Consider the following 23,559-nt stretch of genomic DNA (forward strand, 5'->3'; position numbering starts at 1 on the left):
CTCAATCCCGCTGGTGCTCACTGACAAAATCCCTGGCCTGCTTCACCGCGGCCAGGGATTTTTGTTTCATCTCTTTCAACTCTTCATCCGCCAGATAAAACATCATATCAATCGTGTGCCGATAGTAGCGGGCGGGCAACCGGTTCAAAGCCACACACATCACGTCTGTCAGGTAATCCGCCGTGTCCGTTTCCTGCCGAGTGGCATCAATGGCATCCAGCACCAGCCGTTCGTAGAAGTTGTCGATCGCGTCTCTCAGTGACATAACCACACCTATGCCTGCTTGCTGATGATCTACTCTTCAACATAGAAGGCGAACCGCCTGCTGTCATTGTGACTGAGCAATTTAGCCAATGGGATTGGCAGCGCCTGTCATTACCCAGCGCAGCGAGTAACCGCTATGGTTACTGCTCTGAATCTAACGTGCCCGGAAAACAATCAACAGAGGAACAACCATGACAACCGAGGCGTACATCTTCGATGCCGTCCGCACGCCACGCGGCCGCGGAAAGAAAGACGGATCTTTGCACAGCGTCAAACCCATCTCCCTGCTGACCACCGTGCTCAAGGCCCTGCAGGAGCGTAACCAGCTCGATACCGCCCAGGTAGACGACATCGTGATGGGTTGTGTCACCGCCGTGGGCGATCAGGGCGCGGATATTGCCAAAACTGCCGCACTCGCAGCCGACTGGGACGAAAAAGTGGCCGGCGTCACCCTGAACCGCTTTTGTGCCTCCGGCCTGGAAGCCGTGAATCTGGCCGCCATGAAAGTGCGTTCCGGCTGGGAAGACATGGTAGTTGCCGGTGGTGTAGAGGCGATGTCTCGCGTTCCGATGGGCTCCGATGGCGGCGCCTGGGCAACCGACCCGGAAACCAACCTGCACACCGGTTTCATGCCCCAGGGCATCGGTGCCGATCTGATCGCCACTCTGGAAGGCTTCAGTCGCGAAGATGTCGATGGCTTTGCCGTAAAATCCCAGCAAAAAGCGGCCAGCGCCTGGGAAAAGGGCTACTTTGCGAAATCCATTGTGCCAGTCACCGACCAGAACGGCGTGGTGATCCTGGACCGGGACGAGCATGTACGCGGTAACACCACCGTGGAATCCCTGGCCGGCCTCAAGCCTTCGTTTCAGATGATGGGCGAAATGGGCTTTGATGGCGTGGCCCGTGAGAAGTATCACTACGTGGAGAAGATCAATCACGTGCACCACGCCGGCAATTCCTCCGGCATTGTCGACGGCGCCACCGCCATGCTGATCGGCAGCGAAGCCAAAGGCAAAGAACTGGGCCTGAAGCCCCGCGCACGCATTGTCGCCACAGCGGTTACCAGCACCGACCCCACCATCATGCTCACCGGCCCTGCCCCCGCCGCCCGAAAGGCGCTGGAGAAAGCCGGTATGACGGTGGACCAGATCGACCTGTTTGAAGTGAACGAAGCCTTCGCCTCGGTGGTGATGCGGTTCCAGAAAGAGTTGTCCGTTCCGGACGAGAAAGTGAATGTAAACGGCGGCGCCATCGCCATGGGCCACCCGCTGGGCGCTACCGGCGCCATCATCCTCGGCACCCTGCTGGATGAACTGGAACGCCGTGAACTGCGCTACGGCCTGGCCACCCTGTGTGTGGGCGGCGGCATGGGCATTGCCACCATTATCGAGCGCGTCTGAACGCCACTTTCAAATAAAAGGAACCGACCATGAGTGCCATCCAATACGAACTGGGTTCAGACCAGATTCTGACCCTGACCATCGACATGCCGGGCCAGTCCGCCAACACCATGAATGGTGAATTTCGGACCGCCCTGACCGAAACCGTCAATAAGGTCAAAGGTGACCTGGACAACATTAAAGGTATCATTCTCGCCTCCGCCAAGAAGACCTTCTTCGCCGGCGGCGACCTGAACGAACTGTACAAAGTCACTCGCGAGCAGGCCAAAGAATTTGAAGACATGGTCAACGGCCTGAAAGCCGACATGCGAGTGCTGGAAACCTGTGGCAAACCAGTGGTGGCTGCCATCAACGGCACCGCTTTGGGTGGTGGCCTGGAACTTGCCCTGGCCTGCCATCACCGCGTTGCCATTGATGACGACCGCACCCAACTGGGCTTGCCAGAGGTGACCTTGGGCCTGCTACCCGGCGGTGGCGGTACCCAGCGTCTGCCCCGGATGATCGGCCTGGAAGCCGCCTTCCCGTTCCTGATGGAAGGAAAGAAGGTGAACCCCAAAGCAGCCCTGAAAGCCGGAATCGTGAATGAACTGGCCAGCTCATCGGGAGACATGATCGCCAAGGCCCGGGCCTTCATCGAAGCCAACCCCAAGAGCCAGCAGCCCTGGGACCAGAAAGGCTTCCGATTCCCCGGCGGCGCCCCGCATCACCCTGCCATGGCGCAGAAGCTGGCCATCGCACCCGCGATGCTCAAGCAGAAAACCAAAGGCTGTTACCCTGCCCCTGAACGTATTCTGGCCGCCGCCGTGGAAGGCGCCCAGGTGGACTTCGACAACGGCAGCCTGATTGAAACCCGTTACTTTGCCGAGCTGGCCACCGGTCAGGTGGCCAAGAACATGACCGGCACCTTCTGGTTCCAGCTTAACGCCATCAAGGCTGGCGGCAGCCGCCCAGCCGGTGTTGAAAAAGAAACTTTCAAGAAAGTCGGGGTATTGGGTGCCGGCATGATGGGTGCCGGCATTGCCTACTCCACCGCCAGCCGCGGCATTGAGGTGGTGCTGAAGGATGTTTCCGTGGAAAACGCGGAAAAGGGCAAAAGCTATTCCGCAAACCTGCTGGCCAAGAAAGTCAGTCGCGGCCGCATGACCGAAGCCCAGAAAGACGAGCTGCTGGCCCGCATTAAAGCCACGGCTTCCGCCGACGACCTGGAAGGTTGCGATCTGATCATCGAAGCCGTGTTCGAAGACAGCGATCTCAAAGCCAAGGTAACCCAGGAAGCCGAGCCGAAAATGGTGGCCAACGGCATCTTTGCCTCCAACACCTCCACCATTCCCATTACCCAGTTGGCCAAGGCTTCTGCCAAGCCGGACAACTTCATCGGTCTGCACTTTTTCTCCCCGGTAGACAAGATGCAGCTGGTGGAAATCATCGTTGGCGAGCAAACCTCCGACGACACCCTGGCCCGGGCCTTCGATTACGTGCAGCAAATCGGCAAGATCCCCATTGTGGTGAACGACAGCCGCGGCTTCTTTACCTCCCGGGTCTTCGGTACGTTCGTGAACGAGGGCATCAGCATGCTGGCTGAAGGCATTCATCCCTCAAGTATCGAGAATGCAGGGCTTTTGGCCGGTATGCCCGTGGGGCCGCTGGCCATCTCCGACGAAGTCAGTATGACGCTGATGCAGCACATCCGCGCGCAAAGCAAGAAAGACACCGAAGCCGCCGGCGGCACCTGGCAGCCACACCCGGCCGAAGCTGTCATCGATGCCATGGTCGACACCCACGGCCGCAAGGGCAAAGCCGCCGGTGCCGGTTTCTACGAGTACCCGGAGAAAGGTAAAAAGTACCTGTGGCCAGAACTGGAGAACCTGTTCGTGGATCAGGCCAAGGCCCGCAGTGTGCAGCTGCAGGACCTGAAAGACCGCATTCTGTTCATGCAGGCGATCGAGACCATTCGATGTCTCGAGGAAGGCGTGCTGACAACCGTGGAAGATGCCAACATTGGCAGCATCTTCGGCATCGGCTACGCCCCCTGGACCGGCGGTGCCATCCAGTTCGTCAACCAGTATGGGGTTCGTGCTTTCGCTGAACGGGCACAGCAGCTGGCGGACCAGTATGGTGAGCGCTTCACGCCACCAGCACTGCTTTTGCAAAAGGCAGAAAACAACGAGTCCTTCGCCTGACCCAACCGGCCGGAGGGATTCCTCCTCCGGCCGTTTTACGCCCCCATCCTCTTTACTTCCTGCAACCTGCCCCAATCTGAAAAGATAGGCAGCAACGTATATGGACATATTGTCACGAAGCGATACCCATGGCCTATGGCAACAGGTGTAGCGGTTGCCTACAATAAATTCATTACGGGTCAGAGTCGTCGTCACAGTCATCGGCGTCTGAACATGTTAGGCTGAAATCCGATTGTTCAGCCGTCCAGTATCGTCAGGTAGCATTTATGGCCATTGCGGAAAAACTCATGCAGCGTCACACCAAGCCATCCAGAACCAGCAGGGTGGGCGCTTGCACAGCACTGACACTCTCTTTGCTGATGTCTGGCATGTCCGTCGCGCAGGCAAAAATTGACGACACGGCAGTTTACCAGCCCGTAGCCCCGACCATTGACCAGGCCCGGGCCAACATCCTGATTGCCCGCCAACTGCAATTCACACATTTCCGTAATCTTGGCATCAGTGATGAGCTTTCTGGCGATGTGTTCGATGCGTACCTGAAATACCTGGATGGCCAGCGCATCTATCTGTCCCAAAAAGATATCGAACTGCTCGCCAGGGCCAAATCCCGGCTTGGCTCCGCCCTGAAAACAGGCCAGCTTCAGCCAGGGTTCGAGATCTACAACCTGGTTCAACAGCGCATCATCGAGCGGCTTCAGTTTGCCCTGAATGTTATTGATAACGGCCTGGATGAGCTCGATTTCAACACCGATGAACGCATTCGGGTGGATCGCTCCAAGGCCGACTGGGAACCAGACCAGGAAGCCCTCGATGCCCTCTGGATCAAACGAATCAAAAATGCCGTGCTGGCCCAGCGCCTGAACGGTACGGAAGACGACACCATCAAAGACAACCTGCGCCGCCGCTATGAAGGTCAGCTGAAACGCGCCTACCAGGCCCGCAGCGAGGATGCGTTTCAGGCGTATATGAATGCCTTTGCCGGCATGTGGGACCCACACACGTCCTATTTCTCACCGCGCACGTCTGAAAACTTCAACATCAACATGAGCCTGTCACTTGAGGGCATTGGTGCGGTCCTGCAATCCGACAACGAATACACCAAAGTGGTTCGCCTGGTGCCTGGCGGCCCCGCCGCCAAGCAGGGCCAACTGCAAACGGCAGACCGTATCATCTCCGTGGCTCAGGAGGGCGAAAAGCCGGTTAACGTCATTGGCTGGCGTCTGGACGAGGTGGTCGACCTGATACGTGGCCCCCGTAACTCCACCGTTACGCTGGAAGTGATTCCTGCCAACGCCGCCGACGAGAGCGTCACCCGCACCATTGCCATCAACCGGGACGAAGTCAAACTGGAAGAACAAAGCGCCAGCAAGGACATCATCGAATTGGATCGTTCCGGTGAAACCTACCGGGTTGGCGTGATCACCATTCCGACCTTCTATGCGGATTTCCAGGCCATGCAGGCCGGCGACCCCAACTACAAGAGCACCACGCGGGACGTACGCAGACTGCTGGACGACCTCAAGGAACAGGGCGTGGATGGCGTGGTCATGGACCTGCGCAACAATGGCGGCGGCGCCCTGCATGAAGCCAATGACCTGGTAGGCCTGTTTATCGACAAGGGCCCGACCGTACAGATTCGCAACGCGAACAACGACGTGCAGATTCTCAACGACGAAGACCCCTCGGTTGCCTACGACGGCCCGCTGGTGGTCCTGGTGAACCGCATGAGCGCCTCGGCCTCCGAGATCTTTGCCGGCGCCATTCAGGATTACGGCCGCGGCCTGGTGGTCGGCTCTCAGACGTTCGGCAAGGGCACGGTGCAGGCCGTGCGGCCACTGAACCATGGTCAGCTGAAGATCACCCAGTCCAAGTTCTATCGGGTGTCTGGTGGTTCCACCCAACACAAGGGGGTCATTCCGGATATCGAGATTCCGTCACGGGTCGACACGTCGCGAATTGGCGAAGACGCGCTGGATCATGCCCTGCCCTGGGACCAGATCGAAGCCGTGCCCCACACCCGTTACTTTGATTTCAGCGGTGTGATTGACGAGCTGCGCAAGCGTCATGAAGCCCGGTTCTCTGCCAGCCCGGAATTCAGCCTGCTGGAGCAGGAAATTGAATTCCTGACCAAGCAACGTGAAATGACCTACGTCAGCCTGAATATGGATGAACGCAAGGCGCACCACGAACAGATCGAGCGGACTCGGCTGACCATTGCCAACGCCCGCCGGGAACTGCGCGGAGAAGAGCCGTTCAAGACCCTGGATGAGCTAGAACAATGGCAGGACGAACAGGCCGCTGATCTCGACAGCACCGACGAAGAGCTGGACTTTGTGATCCGGGAAGGCGGCCATATCATGGCCGACCTGCTCGAGCTTGATCAGCGTACCGCGTCTATCCTGAAGCCAACGCAATTTGCCGCCAAGGCTGAAGCCAGGTAGTCGCCATGACTGACCCGGCAGCGAAGGATCAACCGGAAAGCAGCCAACGGGCCCGCGTCCTGCAGGATATGCTGCTGGACGCGCTCCATGCCATGCGCTCCATGGAACAGGTGGAGAGCATTGAACCGTCCGGCGGCCGGAATAAAACCTCCGATGGCATGCTCGACCGCATTGTAGGCTTTACCGGTTCGGCACTCCGGCTGGGTGCCCGGGCCACCGATACCTCGTTGCGGGTTGGCCGGGCACTGATCAATTCCCAGGACCAGCTGCGAACCATGCTCGCTGCCGGCCAGTCCCTGAAAGACATCCGGGAAGTTGCCGGCCTCACCCTGTCTGAGATGAGCGAGGCGCTGAACCTCAAGGATAAGTCCCTGCTTGAGGCCATCGAAAACGGCACCTCTACTCTGTCTTTCGAACTGATCCTGCGCCTGGCAGCGCTGATCGCCAGGAACGACCCCATTCCGTTTATCATGCGCACCACCCGGAACTATAATCCGGAGGTGTGGCAGATTCTGAACGACTGGGGCATCGGCCGCATTCCCCTGCAGTTCGAGCGGGAGCGGGAATTTATCAATATCTTCCGGCGCCATGATGACGCCCGCAATCTCTCGGACGAAGGGTTCCGCAAGGTATTGGAGTTCACCCGCCATAGCTTCGAGATGTCGATGCACTTTATCGAACAGCAGGAAGCCGAGATGGAGGAACTGAAGGCAAGCCTGCAGCCCTCCGGGCCTACCGAGAAAAAAGCGCCCTCAGGCAAATAATGCACGCATACCGGTGATGTTCGGATTCCTGACCGCACCTTTTTCCGTAACAATCGCATCAATCAGGCTGGCTGGCGTCACATCAAACACCGGGTTGAACACCTCAACGCCAGCCGGTGCCAGCGGAATTCCCCGGATTTCCCGAACCTCGGTGCCATCACGCTCTTCAATGGGAATATCCTGGCCAGACGCCAACGCCATATCCACCGTGCTGGAGGGTGCCACCACCATGAAACCGACCTTGTGATGACGGGCCAGAACCGCCAGATTGTAAGTACCAATCTTGTTCGCCACATCGCCATTGGCGGTAATTCGATCGGCACCGACCACCACCCACTTCACCTTTCCCGACGCCATGATGGCCGCCGCAGCGCCATCGGCGTTCAGGGTGACCGGAATATTGTCGCGGGTGAGCTCCCACGCCGTCAGCCGGCTGCCCTGCAACCAGGGCCGGGTTTCGTCCGCGTACACACGGCTCAGCAGCTTTTCCTCGTGCAACCGGCGTATCACACCGAGCGCCGTGCCATAGCCGCCGGTTGCCAGGGCACCAGTATTGCAGTGCGTCAGCACCGTCATGGCCTTTTCAGGCGCCATGACTTCCAGCGCATGGTCCGCCATAGCAAGGTTCGCCGCCAGATCTTCCTCATGAATGTGCACTGCCTCGGCGGCCAGCTGACGGGTGGCTTCAGCCAGGGATTCACAACGCTCAAACACGCCTTTCATGCGCTCAAGAGCCCAGAACAGGTTAACCGCCGTTGGCCTGGATTGCGCCAGCTCGTCAATGGCCTTGTGCACCTCTGCCCGCCAATCGCCTGCGCCCGCGTGCCTGGCGGCCAGGGCAACACCATAGGCGGCACTGATGCCGATCGCAGGGGCTCCACGCACCACCATATCGGTAATGCACTGGGCGACACCGGAAGCGCCTTCAGCTTTAATCCAATGCTCTTCTGCGGGCAGCAGGCGTTGGTCCAGCAACTCGAGGCTATCGCCCTGCCAGCGCAGGGCCACGGTGCCCATCGATCGATTGGCAGTGTGTTTTGCCATAGTCAACTCCATTCCGGTAACTGAAAACCGCCAGTATAACGCCAAGGCGCCCGTTTGCCTGCCCGGTTTGAGCATCAATGCCCTTCCGGCAAGGCATGACCTTGCCGCCGGGGTAGTTCTGCCATCGGCAGCTGGTTATACTTTGCAGCTGAATGTCAGGGCTTGGCCAAGCCCCACAACACAAAGGCAGGTTAATGACGGCAGACACCATCACTGCAGCCGATAGTCGAATCAACGCCCGCTGGCTGATTCCCGTAGAACCCTTCGGCGTTGTGCTGGAGCACCAGGCGGTGATCCTGCAGGGCAGCCGCATTGCAGACGTGCTGCCACAATCAGAGGCAGACCAGAAATACCGCACCCGCGAAACGGTTAACCTTGACCGTCATGTGGTCATGCCGGGGCTAATCAACCTGCACGGCCACACCGCCATGTCGCTGTTCCGGGGCCTGGCCGATGACCTGCCGCTGATGACCTGGCTGAACGACCACATCTGGCCCGCCGAAGGCAGGTTCGTCAGCGAGCCGTTTGTGCTGGACGGCACGCGGCTGGCGATGGCGGAAATGCTGCGTACCGGTACCACCACCTTCTCTGACATGTACTTCTTTCCGGAAGTGACGGCCCAGGCGGCCCATGATGCCGGAATGCGCGCCCAGGTCTGTTTTCCGCTGATGGACATGCCCACGGTCTGGGGTTCCGGGCCGGACGAGTACCTGCGCAAAGGGGCGGCCCTGATCGAACAATGGCAGGGTGACGAATACATCATGCCGGCGATTGGCCCCCATGCCCCCTACACGGTCTCTGACCAGCCGCTGAAAGACGCCGTCGCCCTGGCCGGAAAAACCGGAGCGGCCATCCAGCTGCACCTGCACGAGACCGCCTTCGAAGTAGATGAAGCCATGAAAGCCACGGGCTCACGCCCCGTTACCCGGATGGCAGAGCTAGGGGTTCTTGGCAGGAATACCCAGTGCGTGCACATGACCCAGATTGACGATTCGGACCTGGAACAGCTGGTGCGCTCAGGCGCCCACATCGTGCACTGCCCGGAATCCAACCTGAAACTGGCCAGCGGCCTGTGCCCGGTGCAGAAACTGATGGACCACGGTATCAATGTCACCATCGGCACGGATGGCGCCGCCAGCAACAACGATCTGGACCTGTTCGGTGAACTGAAAACCGCAGCCATGGTCGCCAAGGTCGTGGCCGGGGATGCCTCGGCATTGTCCGCCCACCGGGCGCTGGAAATGGCCACCCTGAGCGGTGCCCGCGCGCTCGGCAGGGAACAGGAGTTGGGTTCCCTGGTAGCAGGCAAGCTGGCCGATCTGATTGCCGTGGACCTGAGCGATCCTTTCCTGCAGCCGGTCTACGACCCGGCATCCCACCTGGTTTACAGCAACCATGGCCGGGCAGTAAGCCACAGCTGGATTCACGGCGTACCTCAATTACAGGACGGTCGCCTGACCCGTATCGACGTACCTGACCTGATGCTTCGGGTCAGTGAATGGCGGCAACAGATTCTCAGTTAACCTTTTCACCCAGGTGTAGCACCATGAGCAACCAGAACGTAGACCAGAACGAGATTGCCAAGTTTGAGGCCCTGGCCAGCCGTTGGTGGGACCCCACCAGCGAGTTTAAACCGCTGCACGACATCAATCCCCTGCGGTTGAATTACATTGACGAGCGGGTAGCCCTGGCCGGCAAAAAGGTGCTGGACGTCGGTTGCGGCGGCGGCCTGTTGTCGGAAGGCATGGCCCTGCGCGGTGCCCATGTAACCGGTATCGATATGGGTGAAGCGCCCTTATCAGTGGCCAAACTGCACGGTTTGGAATCGGGTGTGAATGTTGATTACCGGCAAACCACCGTCGAAGAGCTGGCGCGTGATCCGGAACATGCCGGCCAGTATGACGCGGTCACCTGCCTGGAAATGCTGGAGCATGTGCCGGACCCCGCTTCGGGTATCCGTGCCTGCGCCGCCATGTTGCGCCCGGGCGGCCACATGTTTGTCTCCACGATTAACCGGAACCCGAAGTCTTTCCTGTTTGCCATCGTGGGTGCGGAATACGTGCTCAACATGCTGCCCAAGGGCACCCATGAGTGGAAAAAGTTTATCCGGCCTTCCGAGATGTCCGACTACCTGCGCCATGCTGGCCTGGAAGTTCAGGAACTCACCGGCATGACCTACAACCCGCTAACCAAGGTGTACAAACTGGGCCGGGATGTCGACGTCAATTACCTGATGCACGCGCGGGATATTCGTGAAGACTGACGTTCTCCCTTCAGCCGTACTGTTCGATCTGGACGGCACGCTGATTGATACCGCCCCGGATTTCATCCGCTGCCTGAATATGCTGCGACAACAGCACGAGCTGGCGCCCTTGCCGGCGGAGCATATCCGGCGTTCGGTATCTAACGGCGCCCGGGCGATGATCCGGGTCGGCTTTGGCCTGGAGCCGGAACACCCGGATTACCTGGAAAAGCACACGGCGTTTCTGGACTTGTATGAAGCAGGTGTCGCCATCGAAACCACGCTGTTCGAAGGCATGGACGAGTTGCTGCTTGATCTGGAAGGCCGGTCTATTCCCTGGGGCATTGTTACCAACAAACCCGCCCGGTTTGCCATCCCCCTGATCGAAGCCCTCGGGCTTGCAGAACGATGCGCCACGCTGATTTGCCCGGACCATGTGGCCGAGCGCAAACCTCACCCGGAATCGCTGTTCCTGGCATGCCGTGAGATTGGCGCAGAGCCGAAACAGGCGATCTACGTGGGTGACCACGAACGGGACATTGAAGCAGGCCGGAACGCAGGTATGCGTACCATCGCCGTTCGCTACGGCTACATCGAGCAACCGGAGTCGGTTGACCTGTGGCAAGCTGATATCATCGTCGATACCGTCAGCGACCTGGCAAAGCTGTTACAATAGCCGCCGATTCATTTCCATCACCGGCCCCAAGCTGGCCAGTAACCGCCTGAACACGGAGACAGGTTATGCAAGATTACCAGGCACCCGCCGATCTTCTGAAAGACCGCATTGTCATGGTAACCGGAGCCGGTAGCGGCATCGGCCGCGCCGCTGCCAAAGCCTATGCTGCCCATGGCGCCACCGTCATCCTGGTTGGCCGCACCGTAGGCAAGCTGGAAGAGGTTTACGATGAAATTGAAGCCGCCGGGCACCCGCAACCGGCCATCGTGCCGATGAATTTCGAGGGTGCGGCGGTCAAGGAATACGAAGAACTGGCGATGACCCTGGAAGAGAACTTCGGCCGGCTTGACGGATTGCTGCATAACGCCGGCATTCTGGGCTCCCGCAGCCCGGTAGAGCTTTATGATCCGGAAACCTGGAACAAGGTGATGCAGGTAAACGCCACGGCCCCGTTTTTACTCAGCCGGGCAATGATTCCCCTGCTGCGCAAATCCGATGATGCCTCGATGATCTTTACCTCGTCGGGCGTTGGCCGCCAGGCCCGGGCCTACTGGGGTGCCTATGCGGTATCGAAATTTGCCGTCGAAGGCCTTAGCCAGCTGCTGGCGGATGAACTGGATGACAACCGCCACAACATCCGGGTAAACAGTCTGAACCCCGGTGCCACCCGTACCAATATGAGAGTGCTGGCTTATCCGGCAGAAAACCCGAACCAGAACCCGGCGCCGGAAGAACTGATGCCGGTGTACCTGTACCTGATGGGCAAAGACAGCCAGGATATCAACGGCCAGCAAATCGACGCGCAGCCGAAGAAATAATGGAACTCCTGTTTTACACCACCTCCCAGTGCCATTTGTGCGAGCTGGCGGAAGCGCTTTTGGTCAGCACGCCCATGCCGGAGCCGATCCCTGTGGATGTGGTAGACATAGCCCAGTCTGAAGAACTGGTTGAGCGCTACGGCACACGCATTCCGGTGCTACGCCGTAACGACACCGGCGCGGAGCTGGACTGGCCGTTCACCAGGGACCAGTTACTCACGTTTCTGCAATGAGGATCCGCTGACATGCTGATGATCATCTCCCCTGCCAAGACTCTGGACTACGACAGTCCGTTGGCGACGGAAACCTATACACAACCGGATTTTCTGGACGACGCCTGCGAGCTGATCGACCAGCTCAAAGCACTGGAGCCGCATCAGGTCAGCAACCTGATGAGCATCAGCGACAAACTCGGCCAGCTTAACGCCGAAAGGTTCCGCACCTGGCATACCCCCTTTACACCAGACAATGCCCGCCAGGCGATCCTGGCCTTCAAGGGCGACGTCTATACCGGGCTGGACGCGGAAAGTTTCTCTGAACAGGATTTCGCCTTCGCCCAGAAGCATCTGCGCATGCTGTCCGGCCTCTACGGTTTGCTCAAACCACTGGACCTGATGCAACCGTACCGCCTGGAGATGGGCACCAGGTTCGAGAACCAGCGAGGCAAAGACCTGTACGCCTTCTGGGGCAGCAAGATTACCGAGGCCCTGAACGAGCTGCTGGCGCAAGATGACCAGGTTCTGGTTAACCTTGCCTCCAACGAGTACTTCAAGAGTGTGCAAAAGAAGCAGCTTGACGGCCGCCTGATTACCCCCCAGTTCAAGGACTGGAAGAACGGTCAGTACAAGATGATCAGTTTCTACGCCAAGAAGGCCCGGGGCCTGATGTGCCGCTATGCGATTCAGAATCAGATCACCCAGGCCGACGACCTCAAGGGTTTTAACCTTGAAGGCTATTATTTCAGCGAAGACCAATCCGATAAAAACAACTGGGTTTTCCTGCGGGATGAACAGTAACCGTACCTGTTGATATCGGAGTAACCATGAACGAAGCAGTCTTCTCCCAGATCGCCATGCTGGTGTTTCTGACGGGCCTTATTGTCTGGATGGGTTTCATCGTTTGGGACCTGGCCAAAAAATCCCAGGCTGGGAAGTTCGGCACCATTGCCCTGTTTACCGTGCTGGGCGCCGGCGTTGTGGGGTTTATCGTGAAAACCGTGCTGGTAGAAATCATGCAGATCTGATCTGCCCGGATCGCCGTCACTTTACGGCCACCACCGTGTGGCCGTATCATCCCCTGCCCTTTTGCAACGCTCCGAACAAACAGCAAGGATTCAGCCCCAATGTGGTTTCGTAACGCCCGGATTTTCCGTTTCACCAAGCCTTTTGATATCACCGCCGAAGCCCTGGAAGAAAAGCTGCAGGCGGATGCCTTCAAGCCCTGCGGCCCCCAGGAAACCACCCGCCAGGGTTGGGTACCTCCCCTTGGAAAACACGGTGAGCAATTGGTGCACAGCGCTAACGGTTACCACCTGATCGCTCTGCGCAAGGAAGAAAAGATTCTGCCAGGCCCGGTAGTCAAGGAAGCCGTAGAAGAGCGGGCCGAGGCCATCGAGCTGGATCAGGGCCGCAAAGTGCGCAAGAAGGAAAAAGAGGAAATCAAAGAGCAGGTCATGCTGGAAATGCTGCCCCAGGCGTTTTCCCGCAACCGCCGCTGCTTTGCCTACCTGGCACCGCAGGACGGAGTGCTGGTGGTGGATGCCGGCTCTGCCAAACAGGCGGAAGACCTTGCCTCAACCCTGCGCAAGAGCCTGGGCTCGCTGCCGGTTCGGCCGCCGGCGGTGGAGCAGGCTCCTGCCTTCACCTTCACCGGCTGGCTGACAGAAACCATCGATCACCCTGCCAATATCGTGCTGGGTAGCGAATGCGAACTCAAGGATCCTTCAGAAGACGGCGGCGTGGTGCGTTGCAAGGGCCTGGACCTGAAAGCCGATGAAATTCGCAACCACCTCGAAACCGGCATGCAGGTGACCAAGCTGGCGCTTACCTGGGATGACAACGTCTCGTTTATTCTGGATGAAGAACTGGGCATTCGCCGGCTGAAGTTCGGTGAAACCCTGCAGGACCAGCTGGATGATGTGGATGTGGACGACGCCATGGCCAAGTTCGACGCCGCCTTTTCGCTGATGACCCTGGAACTCTCACGGATGATTCCCGGGCTGCTGGAAGCACTCGGTGGCGAAGACCGCTCCGCCATCGTCGAGGAATAAAACGGACGGGGGCCTTACAAGTGGCCCCCTTTCCCCAGCCGCTCCTTCTGCCAGTCTTTCACTGGTTCATTCAGCACCAACCGCAAATCCATCACTTCTTCTTCCGGGTTGTACTTGGTTTCAAAGCCAAGATGCTCTGCCAACTTCAGCATGGGGCGATTGTCCGGCAACACGTTGCCGATCATTTCCATGGTGCCCCGGGCACGACAGTAGTCGATCATTTTCTGCATCAGTGCCACGCCCAGCCCCTCGCCTTTCATCCGGTCGTCCACCATCACGGCAAACTCACAGCGCAGGTTGTCTGCGTCTGTCCAGGTGCGAACAGTGCCAAGGGTTTCCTCTCCCTCACCGTCCAGCCGCGGTGCATTGGCGATAAACACCATTTCACGGTCGTAATCGATCTGCACCATCTGGGCGACGTCTTCCCGGGAGAAATGTTTTCGGTACTGGAAGAACCGGTAACGAATGGACTCTGGTGACTGATGTTCGTGGAATGAACGGTGGGCCGGCTCATCTTCCGCCAGCACCGGGCGGATAATGACTCGCCGACCGGATCTCGGCAGCACAATCCACTCTTCCAGCTCCCTCGGGTATGGCTGGATGATCGGTTTGCCCCGGCGGTCATCCAGATCAATAGCAATGTTTACCGCCACCGCCCCCTGCTCGTTGAACAGCAGTGGCGCAATCTCCAGGCCCCGAATCTCCGGGATGTCGATGACAATCTGAGACAGAGTGACCAACGTCTCCGACACGGCACGAATGTCTTCCTCAGGCTTGAGGCTGTGCTCCTTCAACAGCTTGTACATGTAGGTGCGGCGCAGCAACTCGCGGGCCAGCACCATGTTCAGCGGCGGTAAGGCAATTTGCCGGTCGGTCATGATGTTGATCTGAGCCCCCGCCGCACCGCACACCACCAGTGGGCCGAACAAGTTGTCCCGGGTGATCCCCACACTGAATTCAATGCCGCCCACATGCTGATACGACCGCTGCACGGCAAAACCGAGAAATCCGCTGCGGGGGAAGTGCTCCCGGTACTCATCCATCAGGAAGCGGCAGCTATCAATAATCGCTTGCTCACTGTTGAGCTTTTTGACCGTGCCTTTGTATCGGCGCTGGGTAGGGCTCAGGTCCAGAAACGGAAAGCAGCCCTGTTCATGCACCACCGTAATATCAATGGGCCGGCGCTCCACCGCAAACACTTCGAGCACCTCTTCCACATCGTCACAGTAAACGGTGTCGATGGTGTTGATGCCATAATCACAGATCACCCGCCGGGCTTCGCGGTTGGACAGATGCCTCCGGCCATCGCTCAGTGCCCGGGCCACGAGTTTCCGGGTATTGGCACGGTCGGCGAAATGGTCGGTGAAGGATTCCGGTGTTTCTGTCAGCAGCCTCTGCACCCGCTGGTGACGGACGTGCTGCATAAAGGCCATGACCGCCTTCTCAGGATTGAAGAACGACGGCAGGCCGGCACGATAAAATTCTTCACGGGAATCCATCACCGTGCTCTGCCCCAGCCAGCAGGTGAAAATATTCAGCCGTGTGCCCTTGGAGGCCTGCACCACCGCATCGGCAATCTGCAGGCTGTCCTCGATCAGGGTTGGCGCATACATCACCAACACGTTGGCCACGTTCGGGTCTTTGGCGAGAATCTTGATCGCCTTGCCATAGAGTTCTGGCGTGGCGTCGTAGTTGAGGTCGATCGGGTTTTTCCGGGTCCAGTAGGCCGGCAGCAACTCCGCCAGGGCATCAACGGACTGCTCCGACAGTTCCGCCAGCTCGCCGCCCAGGTCGGCCAACCGGTCCACCGCCAGCACACCGGGGCCAACCCCGTTGGCCATGATCGCCAACGATTCGCGCCGCAGCGGGCGCATTCGGGTCAGGGTTTCCAGGGCATCAAACATCTGGCCCAGGCCGTCCACCCGTAACACACCGGCTCTCTGCAGCATGGCATCGTAAATCGGGTCACTGCGTTTGATGCCAGCCGGTAACTCATGGGCGAACCACTCCGACTCCGGCACCCGGCCGGATTTCACCGCAATAACCGGTTTGGTCCGGGAGGCTACCCGTACCGCCGACATAAAGCGGCGGGGATTGGGAATATTTTCGATGTGCAAAAGGATAGCGCGGGTCTGGGTGTCCTGGGCCAGGTAATCGATCAGGTCGTCGTGATCAATGTCCATGCCATCGCCCAGTGTCAGGAAGTAAGAAAACCCGACACCCCGGGCAAAAGCCCAGTCAATCACCGAACTGGCAATGGTGCCGGACTGCCCCACAAACGCCACCCGTCCGGGAATGGCGCCCATGTGCGCATAGGTGGCGTTAAGATGACGTGCCGGCACCATCAGGCCGATGGTATTGGGCCCCAATACCCGAATGCCGGTTTCCCGGGCCGCGTCCCGCACCGAATACATCAACGGCTGCCCGGTTTTACTGTGGGTACGTGACATACCGCCGGTCATCACAATGGCAGTACGCACACCACATTCGCCGAGCTTTCGAATCATTTTCGGCACAGTATCCGGTGGCGTACAGATAATGGCCAGATCCGGGCTAAAATCCAGTTTCGAGACCTTCTTGACGCAAGGAACCCCGTGCACGTTGTCGTAGTCGGTCTGGTTGACCACCACCAGGCGGCCTGGATAGCCGCCACCCAGCAGGTTCCGGAGTACCATACCACCGAGGTTCTCGGCCCGTTCGGAAGCACCAATCACAGCAATGGATTCAGGATTGAACAGGCTTTCCAGATAGCGGGTACTCAAGGTGACTCTCCCTGACCATGGGCGACGAAGATATGGATAAGAATCTCAATAAAACAGGATACTTATCAATGTATAACTTATCTTAGATGGGTATTTCCTGATGTAAATCCGGTATCACAACCATTAGACCAAAGAAATACGACAAACTTCGGTTTTCCCTGATAACATGGCCTGAAAAATAAGCATATTCGGGTTCAGGCTAGACGTATGACCACGGCATTTTTCTCCCACGATGACTGCATGAAGCACAATATGGGCCCGGAGCACCCGGAATGCCCTGAGCGAATCTCCACCATCCTCGCGTATCTGGCAGACACTCACCTGGAACGGGATCTGGACTGGGTTCGACCGGAAGAAATTACCCGTGACCAGCTGTTAACGGTGCACCCCGAGACTTACCTTCAACAGCTAGATATGATGCAGCCTACCCGGGGCCGGGTGTTTACCGATCCGGACACCGCCATGATGCCGGATACCCTGCGCGCCGCCCGACTGGCCGCCGGCGGCAATATCCAGGCGGTCGATATGGTAATGAGTAGTCAGGTGACCAACGCGTTTGTCTGCGCCCGCCCACCCGGGCACCATGCCGAGCGCTCCAAATCCATGGGGTTCTGCTTCTATAACAACGTGGCACTGGCAGCCATGCGCGCCCTCACCTTCCACCACCTGGAACGGGTTGCGATCGTTGATTTCGATGTGCATCAGGGCAACGGCACCGTGGACATCGTTAGCGGAGACGAACGCATCCTGATGTGCTCCAGCTTCCAGCACCCTTTCTATCCACACTCCCATGTGCATCGCCAGGCGGACAACATTATCAATGCGCCGATCGAGGCCAACTGCTCGGCTCTGGACTACCGTAAAGCGGTGGAAGCAGCGTGGCTTAAGAAATTGCAGGATTTCCGCCCGCAGCTGGTACTGATTTCCGCCGGTTTTGACGGCCATAAACTCGACCCGATGGCAGAACTGAATCTGGAAGTGGACGACTATCGCTGGTTGACGGAAATGCTGATCAGCGTGGCCCATGACCACGCAAACGACCGGATTGTGTCAACTCTGGAGGGGGGATATCACCTGAAAGCGCTGGCCGAAAGCGTCACCGCCCACCTGGACCTGCTCAGCACGGTTTACTGAGAAGTCCCGCTCCATTCAGCCTGAGAAATCCATACCCGGGCCGTTCGCCTGCTGTAACTCGGGGCGCTCGCCCTGCCGTTGCAAGCGAATAGTGGTACGGCGATTATCCGCGTGCCGGCGGGAAACCGGGAACTGGTCACCGTGCCCACGCACAATCAGAAGGTCATCATCGATACCGCGGGATCGCAGATAGTCCGCCACCACATTCGCCCGCTCTTCGGACAGCGCCCGGTTATCGATGCGGCTGCCAACACTGTCTGAATGGCCGTCCACAAATATCCGCTCAACGGTGGAATCCGCCATTACGTAGGTCACGATGTTATCCAGCAGCTGCCTGTCGGTATCAGACAGGCTGGTACTGCCGCTGACAAACGGCACTCGGGAACGACGAATCTGGTCGTAGTTCACCGGCAGCAGGCTGGATACGCACTCCCGGTAGCCCGAGTACGGGCCTGAGAAATTAACGTTGGAAAGTTGGACCCGCACGGGCCGGTCATCATAACGGGCAGCTCGTGTGACGGTCGGGCGCATCCCCTGCAACAAGCCCTGAGTCATCAGCGTTGCCTCACGACTGCTGACCGTGACCGCCCTGGGCTGGTCAGAGACCGTTACCGAGCCGATGGCCCGGGGCGCCACGCCAGGACGCCAGGCTGGCGCTTCCACCACTAGCTGGCCGCGACCGGGGCGCATCACCGGGATCTCGGATTCCAGATAGAAACTCAACGCTTCGCCGGCCCGATGGCGGAAAACCGCCCTGCCGTATCCCGGTACCTCGTGTACCAGGGAACACTCAAACACAGATTCCGACAGGTACCACTGGCTGTTCTCAATGCCGGCACCGTAGCTTGTCGCCAAAACAGGCGTAGCTGCCACAGCAAGCAAAGCCGACACGCCTGCAGCTGTCAGCTTTTGATGAAGTAAATGGCGAAGCGAATAAGTCATTGTGAGAGCGCCTCGAAAACCGGGTCTGTTTCCAACATGACTGTTTAACGGCGTTCAAAATGATTACTTGAGCCACAAAGGGGCTGGATTAGCAAAAACATTCCCATCCGCCTTCTGATATAATCCGCAAAATTTTTTGGCTGCTTTGCGGATACCATCATGACCAGAACACTCACCATCACCCGCCCCGACGACTGGCACCTGCACGTGCGCGACGGTGCTGTACTGAACAGCGTGGTGCCGGCCACCGCCGCCTGCTTTGGCCGGGCGATCATCATGCCGAATCTGGTGCCACCGGTAACCGATGCGGCCGCAGCCATGGCTTATCGTGAGCGTATCCGGGCAGCTGCGGGCGGCACCGGCTTTGAACCGCTGATGACGCTGTACCTGACCGAAAGTATGACCCCCGAAACCATTCGGGAAGCCAAGGCCGCCGGCGTTGTCGCTGCCAAACTCTACCCCGCGGGCGCCACCACCAATTCCGAGTCCGGTGTTACCGATATCCGCAATATTTACCCGGTTCTTGAAGCCATGGCTGAGTGCGGCATGCTGCTTCTGGTTCACGGCGAAGTGACGGACGCCGACATTGATATCTTCGACCGGGAAAAAGTGTTTCTTGATCGGGTCCTGAGCCCAACCATCGAGGCCTTCCCAACCCTGAAAGTGGTGCTGGAGCACATCACCACGGCGGATTCCGCCGAGTTTGTGCGCGCCCATACCGGCGGCAACCTGGCCGCCACCGTGACGCCACAGCACCTGATGTACAACCGGAACCATATGCTGGTGGGAGGTATCCGCCCTCATCTGTATTGCCTGCCGATCCTGAAACGGAACAAGCATCAGCTGGCGCTGCGCGAAGCGGTTGCCAGCGGCGATCCTCGCTTCTTCCTGGGCACAGATTCCGCACCCCACGCCCGCGACAAAAAGGAAGCCGCCTGCGGCTGCGCCGGTTGCTATTCTGCCTACGGCGCCATTGGCCTGTACGCAGACGTCTTTGAGGAACTCGGCATTCTCGACAAACTGGAAGCCTTTGCCAGTTTCAACGGCGCCGACTTTTACGGCCTGCCACGAAACACCGACACCATTACCCTGGTACGTGAGCCCTGGACCATGCCAGAGCAACTGCCGTTGGCCGACGGTAACATCGTACCCTTGAAGGCCGGTGAAACCGTTCACTGGCGCATGGCGTAACTCATCATTCATTCATAACACGAACATCGGAGTTCGAGTGTCAGAAGAAAACAAGCCGCCACATCCTATGTCCCAACGCTTCCGTGGCTTCCTGCCTGTGGTTGTCGATGTTGAAACCGCCGGTTTCAATCCGGAGCGGGACGCCCTGCTGGAAATTGCCGCCGTCATACTGACCATGGACGACGATGGCTTGCTGCGCCGGGGGGAAACCCACGTACAGCAGATTGACCCCTTCGAAGGCGCCAACCTGGAGCAGTCTGCCCTGGACTTCACCGGCATCGACCCCTGGAACCCGGAACGTGAGGCAGTTCCTGAGCGGGAAGGCCTGAGCGAAATCTTCTCCCCGATCCGAAAAGCGGTGAAAGCCCACGACTGCAAGCGCGCGGTACTGGTCGGCCACAACGCCACCTTTGACCACAACTTTGTATTTGCGGCTGCCTTGCGGGCCGACATCAAACGCAACCCGTTCCACCCCTTCTCCACCTTTGATACAGCAACTCTGGCTGGCCTGGCCTATGGCCATACGGTGCTGGCACAGGCTTGTAAACTGGCGGGCATCCCTTTCAGTAACAAGGAAGCCCACTCCGCAGCCTACGATGCAGAAAAAACCGCAGACCTGTTCTGCGGCATTGTGAACCGCTGGAAAGAGCTGGGCGGCTTTCCGCCGCCACTCATTGAGCCCGAGGAAAAAGCGACAAGCTGACCGCCAGAACCAAAAAAACCCGCCAAAGCGGGTTTTTTCTTGCCTGGAGACAGCTTACCAGTAGATACCTCGCATAATGGCCGCGAACGCCACCTGCTCGGTCGACACCTTGGGCTTCTCACCAGACTTGCTACCAGCGGCAGACGGAGAATCCGGGAACATCCGGTAACCGGTGTTCATGATAATCTCACCCATCTTCGGCGCCAGGGCATGCAGAACCTGGGCAAAGACACCCAGGCGAGTCGCAATACGCTTCGGCCGGTAAACGATGGCATCCGCCACCATCTGCGCCGCTTCATCCGGTGACAGCGTGGGTACCGAATCGTAAATCTTGGTCGGCGCAATCATCGGCGTTTTCACCAACGGCATGTTGATGGTGGTGAACGTGACGTTGCGGTCAGACCACTCCGCCGCCGCACACCGGCTGAAGGCATCCAGCGCTGACTTGGACGCCACATAGGCCGAGAAACGTGGTGCGTTGGTCAGTACCCCAATGGACGAGATATTCACCACATGGCCACGGCGGCGCTCCAGCATAGCAGGCGCAAAGCCCATGATCAGACGCACTGAGCCGAAGTAGTTCAGCTGCATGGTGCGCTCGAAATCGTGGAAACGGTCAAACGACAAAGACAGCGAGCGTCGGATAGACCGGCCGGCATTATTCACCAGTACGTCTACATGGCCGTGATTATCCAGAACCGTCTTCACAAAGCGATCACAGTCTTCCATGTCGGAAAAATCGCACTGGTAGGCGTGGATATTACCGCCACGGGCTTCCAGATCGGCTGCCACTTCGTCCAGGGTTTCCTTGGTGCGGGCGCCAATCACCAGGATTGCACCGGCTTCCGCCAGCTTCTGGGCAGTTGCCAGACCAATACCGGAAGTGGCACCGGTGACAACACACACCTTGCCTTCCACTGTTCCCTTCAGGGTGCGGTCCTTGAACAGATCCGGGTCCAGGTTACGCTCCCAGTAGTCCCAGATCACAGGCGCATAGCTTGGCAGGCGCGGCACGTCGATGCCGGTGCCTTTCAGAGCCCTTTCAGTTTCACGGGCATCAAAACGGGTCGGATAGTTGATGAACGACATTACCGACGGCGGGATGCCCATATCATCCAGAACGGCACTGGCAATGCGCTTAACAGGCGGCAGATTCTTGATGCTCTGGCGAATGAACGGAGGAATAAAACCAAACATCCGGGAATCAATACGCATCCCCATCTTGGGAGCGTGGCCCGCCTCGCTGAAGATATTGAGGATTTCACCCACTTTGTAGGGATCAGAGTCCACCAGGTGGAAACACTTGCCGTCTTCCCCTTCGAGATGGGCAATGTGATCCATGGCGTTCACCACGAAATCGACCGGCACGATGTTCAGGCGGCCGCCCTCGATACCAATGGTCGGTACCCATTGTGGCAAGGCGTGGCGAATCTTCTGGATCATCTTGAAGAAGTAGTAGGGGCCGTCAACCTTGTCCATCTCGCCGGTTTCGGAATGGCCAATCACCATGCCGGGGCGATAGATACGGAACGGCACCTTGCATTCATCGCGCACCACTTTTTCGGACTCATGCTTGGTGCGCAGATAGGGGTGATCCAGCTTCTCGGCTTCCTCAAACATGTCTTCCCGGAAGGTGCCCTTGAACAGGCCTGCCGCCGCTATGGATGACACATGGTGGAAATGCTTGGCCGCCATGGCCTCAGCCGCCTGAACCGCCGCCCGGGTGCCCTCGATGTTGGTGGCCGCCTGGGACTCTTCATCGGCGCCCATGTCATAGACCGCCGCCAGATGGAAAAAGTGATCGACATTTCCCTTGAGGGATTTCAGGGCCTTGGCATCGATTCCGAGGTTCTTGCTGGTCAGATCACCAATGACCGCCTTTACCCGGGACTCATCCACACCCCACCGCTCGCGCAGTTTTTCGAGTTTGCCCTGAGACTGTTCACGTACCAGGACATACACGGTACCGCCTCGGGCGAGCAGCTTTTCAACCAGAAAGCGGCCGATAAACCCGGTACCGCCTGTCAGGAAATAATTCATAGGTACTCCATCCTGCCTGTTGCTCTGTTGTTGTCATTACACCAGCACGAGTAAGACTAAAGTCTTATCTGCATTCCATTGGCCGGCATTGTACTTAATTGCAACTTTCATGTATCGAACTTTTTTAGAGTTTTTACTCTGTAACCCTTTGTTTTTGTTAGAGCCTTTACTCTAAAAACCGGCCTTCCGCCTGGCAGAAAATGTCCCTGTTGCCGACACACTGAGTTTGAGATTAGCACAGTAACCACCTGCTGCGAGCCTTGCGAGCACAATTACCGATGGGCAATGCAAGGCTCGCCCGGCAATGCGATAATCGGGAACTTACCGCGCCTGACGGCGTCACTAACTAGCCACGACCCTGAGAGTTACCAAACCAGCATGCAAAACGACAGCCCGAATACCGAACGCTACATTGCCATCGCCCGCGCCTGCCTGAAAGCCATCAACGACACCGCCGCCAACAGTGGTAGTCGGGAGGAGAAAATCCAGGCGGTCTATCAGGCGATCGACAAAGCTTTCCAGGCGGAGTTTTCCGAATATCGGCAATCCGTTGCCATCATGGCAACCGTACTTGAACGTATCGCGTCGGGCGAACTGGACGCCGACAAAGCCGCCAGCCTTGCCCGCAAAACCCTGGACCAGCAACCCGCTGGCACCCAATCCGGGATCATGCACTGAGCAAAACCCCC

General features: G+C 58.3%; 21 protein-coding genes. 16 read left to right on the top strand and 5 right to left on the bottom strand.

All coding sequences use genetic code 11. The features are described 5' to 3' along the window. Position 1 precedes the first annotated feature (1 nt). On the bottom strand, positions 2-265 hold the full coding sequence (locus FIV08_RS11845; RefSeq protein ID WP_058090209.1) for a late competence development ComFB family protein: 264 nt from the start codon (positions 263-265) through the stop codon (positions 2-4). A 190-nt stretch (positions 266-455) separates the two neighbouring features. On the opposite strand from FIV08_RS11845, the gene FIV08_RS11850 reads away from it, so the two are divergent. The 4 genes from FIV08_RS11850 (at position 456) to FIV08_RS11865 (ending at position 7,049) form a co-directional block, all read left to right on the top strand. Next, entirely contained in the window at positions 456-1,664 is a 1,209-nt protein-coding gene (locus FIV08_RS11850; protein ID WP_072676992.1) for an acetyl-CoA C-acetyltransferase, read from the top strand. A 29-nt stretch (positions 1,665-1,693) separates the two neighbouring features. After that, entirely contained in the window at positions 1,694-3,844 is a 2,151-nt protein-coding gene (locus FIV08_RS11855; RefSeq protein ID WP_152438444.1) for a 3-hydroxyacyl-CoA dehydrogenase NAD-binding domain-containing protein, read from the top strand. Positions 3,845-4,110: 266 nt separating this feature from the next. Continuing rightward, positions 4,111-6,285 carry a carboxy terminal-processing peptidase gene (locus FIV08_RS11860; protein ID WP_152438445.1) on the top strand — a complete coding sequence of 725 codons (2,175 nt, stop codon included), beginning with the start codon at positions 4,111-4,113 and terminating at the stop codon, positions 6,283-6,285. Positions 6,286-6,290: 5 nt separating this feature from the next. Further along, the gene (locus tag FIV08_RS11865; RefSeq protein WP_152438446.1) at positions 6,291-7,049 is read left to right on the top strand and encodes a helix-turn-helix domain-containing protein; all 759 of its coding nucleotides are present in this window, start codon (positions 6,291-6,293) and stop codon (positions 7,047-7,049) included. Here the strand turns inward: FIV08_RS11865 and mtnA are convergent. Beyond that, complete coding sequence (gene mtnA, locus FIV08_RS11870; protein WP_152438447.1) at positions 7,038-8,093, bottom strand: S-methyl-5-thioribose-1-phosphate isomerase; 1,056 nt, start codon at positions 8,091-8,093, stop codon at positions 7,038-7,040. The two genes, FIV08_RS11865 and mtnA, sit on opposite strands and share 12 nt — an antisense overlap. Before the next feature lie 194 nt (positions 8,094-8,287). Between mtnA and FIV08_RS11875 the strand changes: the two genes are divergently transcribed. From FIV08_RS11875 to rdgC, 8 genes are all read left to right on the top strand, one after another. Further along, a complete protein-coding gene (locus FIV08_RS11875) occupies positions 8,288-9,616 on the top strand; it encodes a TRZ/ATZ family hydrolase (RefSeq protein WP_152438448.1) in 1,329 nt (442 codons plus the stop codon). 23 nt (positions 9,617-9,639) lie between these two features. Next, entirely contained in the window at positions 9,640-10,356 is a 717-nt protein-coding gene (gene ubiG / locus FIV08_RS11880) for a bifunctional 2-polyprenyl-6-hydroxyphenol methylase/3-demethylubiquinol 3-O-methyltransferase UbiG (RefSeq protein ID WP_152438449.1), read from the top strand. Continuing rightward, entirely contained in the window at positions 10,346-11,011 is a 666-nt protein-coding gene (locus tag FIV08_RS11885) for an HAD family hydrolase (protein ID WP_152438450.1), read from the top strand. The genes ubiG and FIV08_RS11885 overlap by 11 nt, the downstream gene beginning before the upstream one ends. A 65-nt stretch (positions 11,012-11,076) precedes the next feature. After that, positions 11,077-11,829 (top strand): YciK family oxidoreductase, encoded by a 753-nt coding sequence (locus FIV08_RS11890; protein ID WP_152438451.1) that lies wholly within the window; start codon positions 11,077-11,079, stop codon positions 11,827-11,829. Then, positions 11,829-12,062: a glutaredoxin family protein gene (locus tag FIV08_RS11895; RefSeq protein WP_058090219.1), complete on the top strand. Its 234-nt coding sequence runs from the start codon at positions 11,829-11,831 to the stop codon at positions 12,060-12,062. The genes FIV08_RS11890 and FIV08_RS11895 overlap by 1 nt, the downstream gene beginning before the upstream one ends. A gap of 12 nt (positions 12,063-12,074) precedes the next feature. Then, the gene (yaaA, locus tag FIV08_RS11900) at positions 12,075-12,845 is read left to right on the top strand and encodes a peroxide stress protein YaaA (RefSeq protein WP_152438452.1); all 771 of its coding nucleotides are present in this window, start codon (positions 12,075-12,077) and stop codon (positions 12,843-12,845) included. A gap of 26 nt (positions 12,846-12,871) precedes the next feature. Then, positions 12,872-13,072: a DUF2788 domain-containing protein gene (locus tag FIV08_RS11905; protein WP_058090221.1), complete on the top strand. Its 201-nt coding sequence runs from the start codon at positions 12,872-12,874 to the stop codon at positions 13,070-13,072. A 99-nt stretch (positions 13,073-13,171) separates the two neighbouring features. Then, complete coding sequence (gene rdgC, locus FIV08_RS11910; protein WP_152438453.1) at positions 13,172-14,098, top strand: recombination-associated protein RdgC; 927 nt, start codon at positions 13,172-13,174, stop codon at positions 14,096-14,098. 14 nt (positions 14,099-14,112) lie between these two features. Here rdgC and FIV08_RS11915 read toward each other — a convergent pair whose 3' ends face one another. Next, positions 14,113-16,860, bottom strand: coding sequence for a GNAT family N-acetyltransferase (locus tag FIV08_RS11915; protein WP_152438454.1), 2,748 nt, complete (start codon positions 16,858-16,860; stop codon positions 14,113-14,115). A gap of 207 nt (positions 16,861-17,067) precedes the next feature. Between FIV08_RS11915 and FIV08_RS11920 the strand changes: the two genes are divergently transcribed. Then, the gene (locus tag FIV08_RS11920) at positions 17,068-17,994 is read left to right on the top strand and encodes a histone deacetylase family protein (protein ID WP_072676983.1); all 927 of its coding nucleotides are present in this window, start codon (positions 17,068-17,070) and stop codon (positions 17,992-17,994) included. Positions 17,995-18,009: 15 nt separating this feature from the next. Here FIV08_RS11920 and FIV08_RS11925 read toward each other — a convergent pair whose 3' ends face one another. Further along, positions 18,010-18,936, bottom strand: a complete 927-nt coding sequence (locus FIV08_RS11925; RefSeq protein ID WP_152438455.1) for a flagellar protein MotY — start codon at positions 18,934-18,936, stop codon at positions 18,010-18,012. A gap of 159 nt (positions 18,937-19,095) precedes the next feature. Here FIV08_RS11925 and pyrC point away from each other — a divergent pair, with 159 nt between their 5' ends. Together pyrC and rnt are read left to right on the top strand one after the other, a co-directional pair. Continuing rightward, the gene (gene pyrC / locus FIV08_RS11930; protein WP_152438456.1) at positions 19,096-20,127 is read left to right on the top strand and encodes a dihydroorotase; all 1,032 of its coding nucleotides are present in this window, start codon (positions 19,096-19,098) and stop codon (positions 20,125-20,127) included. A 37-nt stretch (positions 20,128-20,164) separates the two neighbouring features. After that, the gene (gene rnt / locus FIV08_RS11935) at positions 20,165-20,830 is read left to right on the top strand and encodes a ribonuclease T (RefSeq protein ID WP_152438457.1); all 666 of its coding nucleotides are present in this window, start codon (positions 20,165-20,167) and stop codon (positions 20,828-20,830) included. A gap of 54 nt (positions 20,831-20,884) precedes the next feature. On the opposite strand, the gene FIV08_RS11940 is transcribed toward rnt, so the two are convergent. Next, positions 20,885-22,870, bottom strand: a complete 1,986-nt coding sequence (locus tag FIV08_RS11940) for an SDR family oxidoreductase (protein ID WP_152438458.1) — start codon at positions 22,868-22,870, stop codon at positions 20,885-20,887. A 378-nt stretch (positions 22,871-23,248) separates the two neighbouring features. Between FIV08_RS11940 and FIV08_RS11945 the strand changes: the two genes are divergently transcribed. Then, positions 23,249-23,548, top strand: coding sequence for a hypothetical protein (locus FIV08_RS11945; RefSeq protein WP_061333122.1), 300 nt, complete (start codon positions 23,249-23,251; stop codon positions 23,546-23,548). Positions 23,549-23,559: the final 11 nt, after the last annotated feature.

Origin of the sequence: Marinobacter sp. THAF197a (genome assembly GCF_009363275.1) — a bacterium.
Taxonomy (GTDB): Bacteria; Pseudomonadota; Gammaproteobacteria; order Pseudomonadales; family Oleiphilaceae; genus Marinobacter.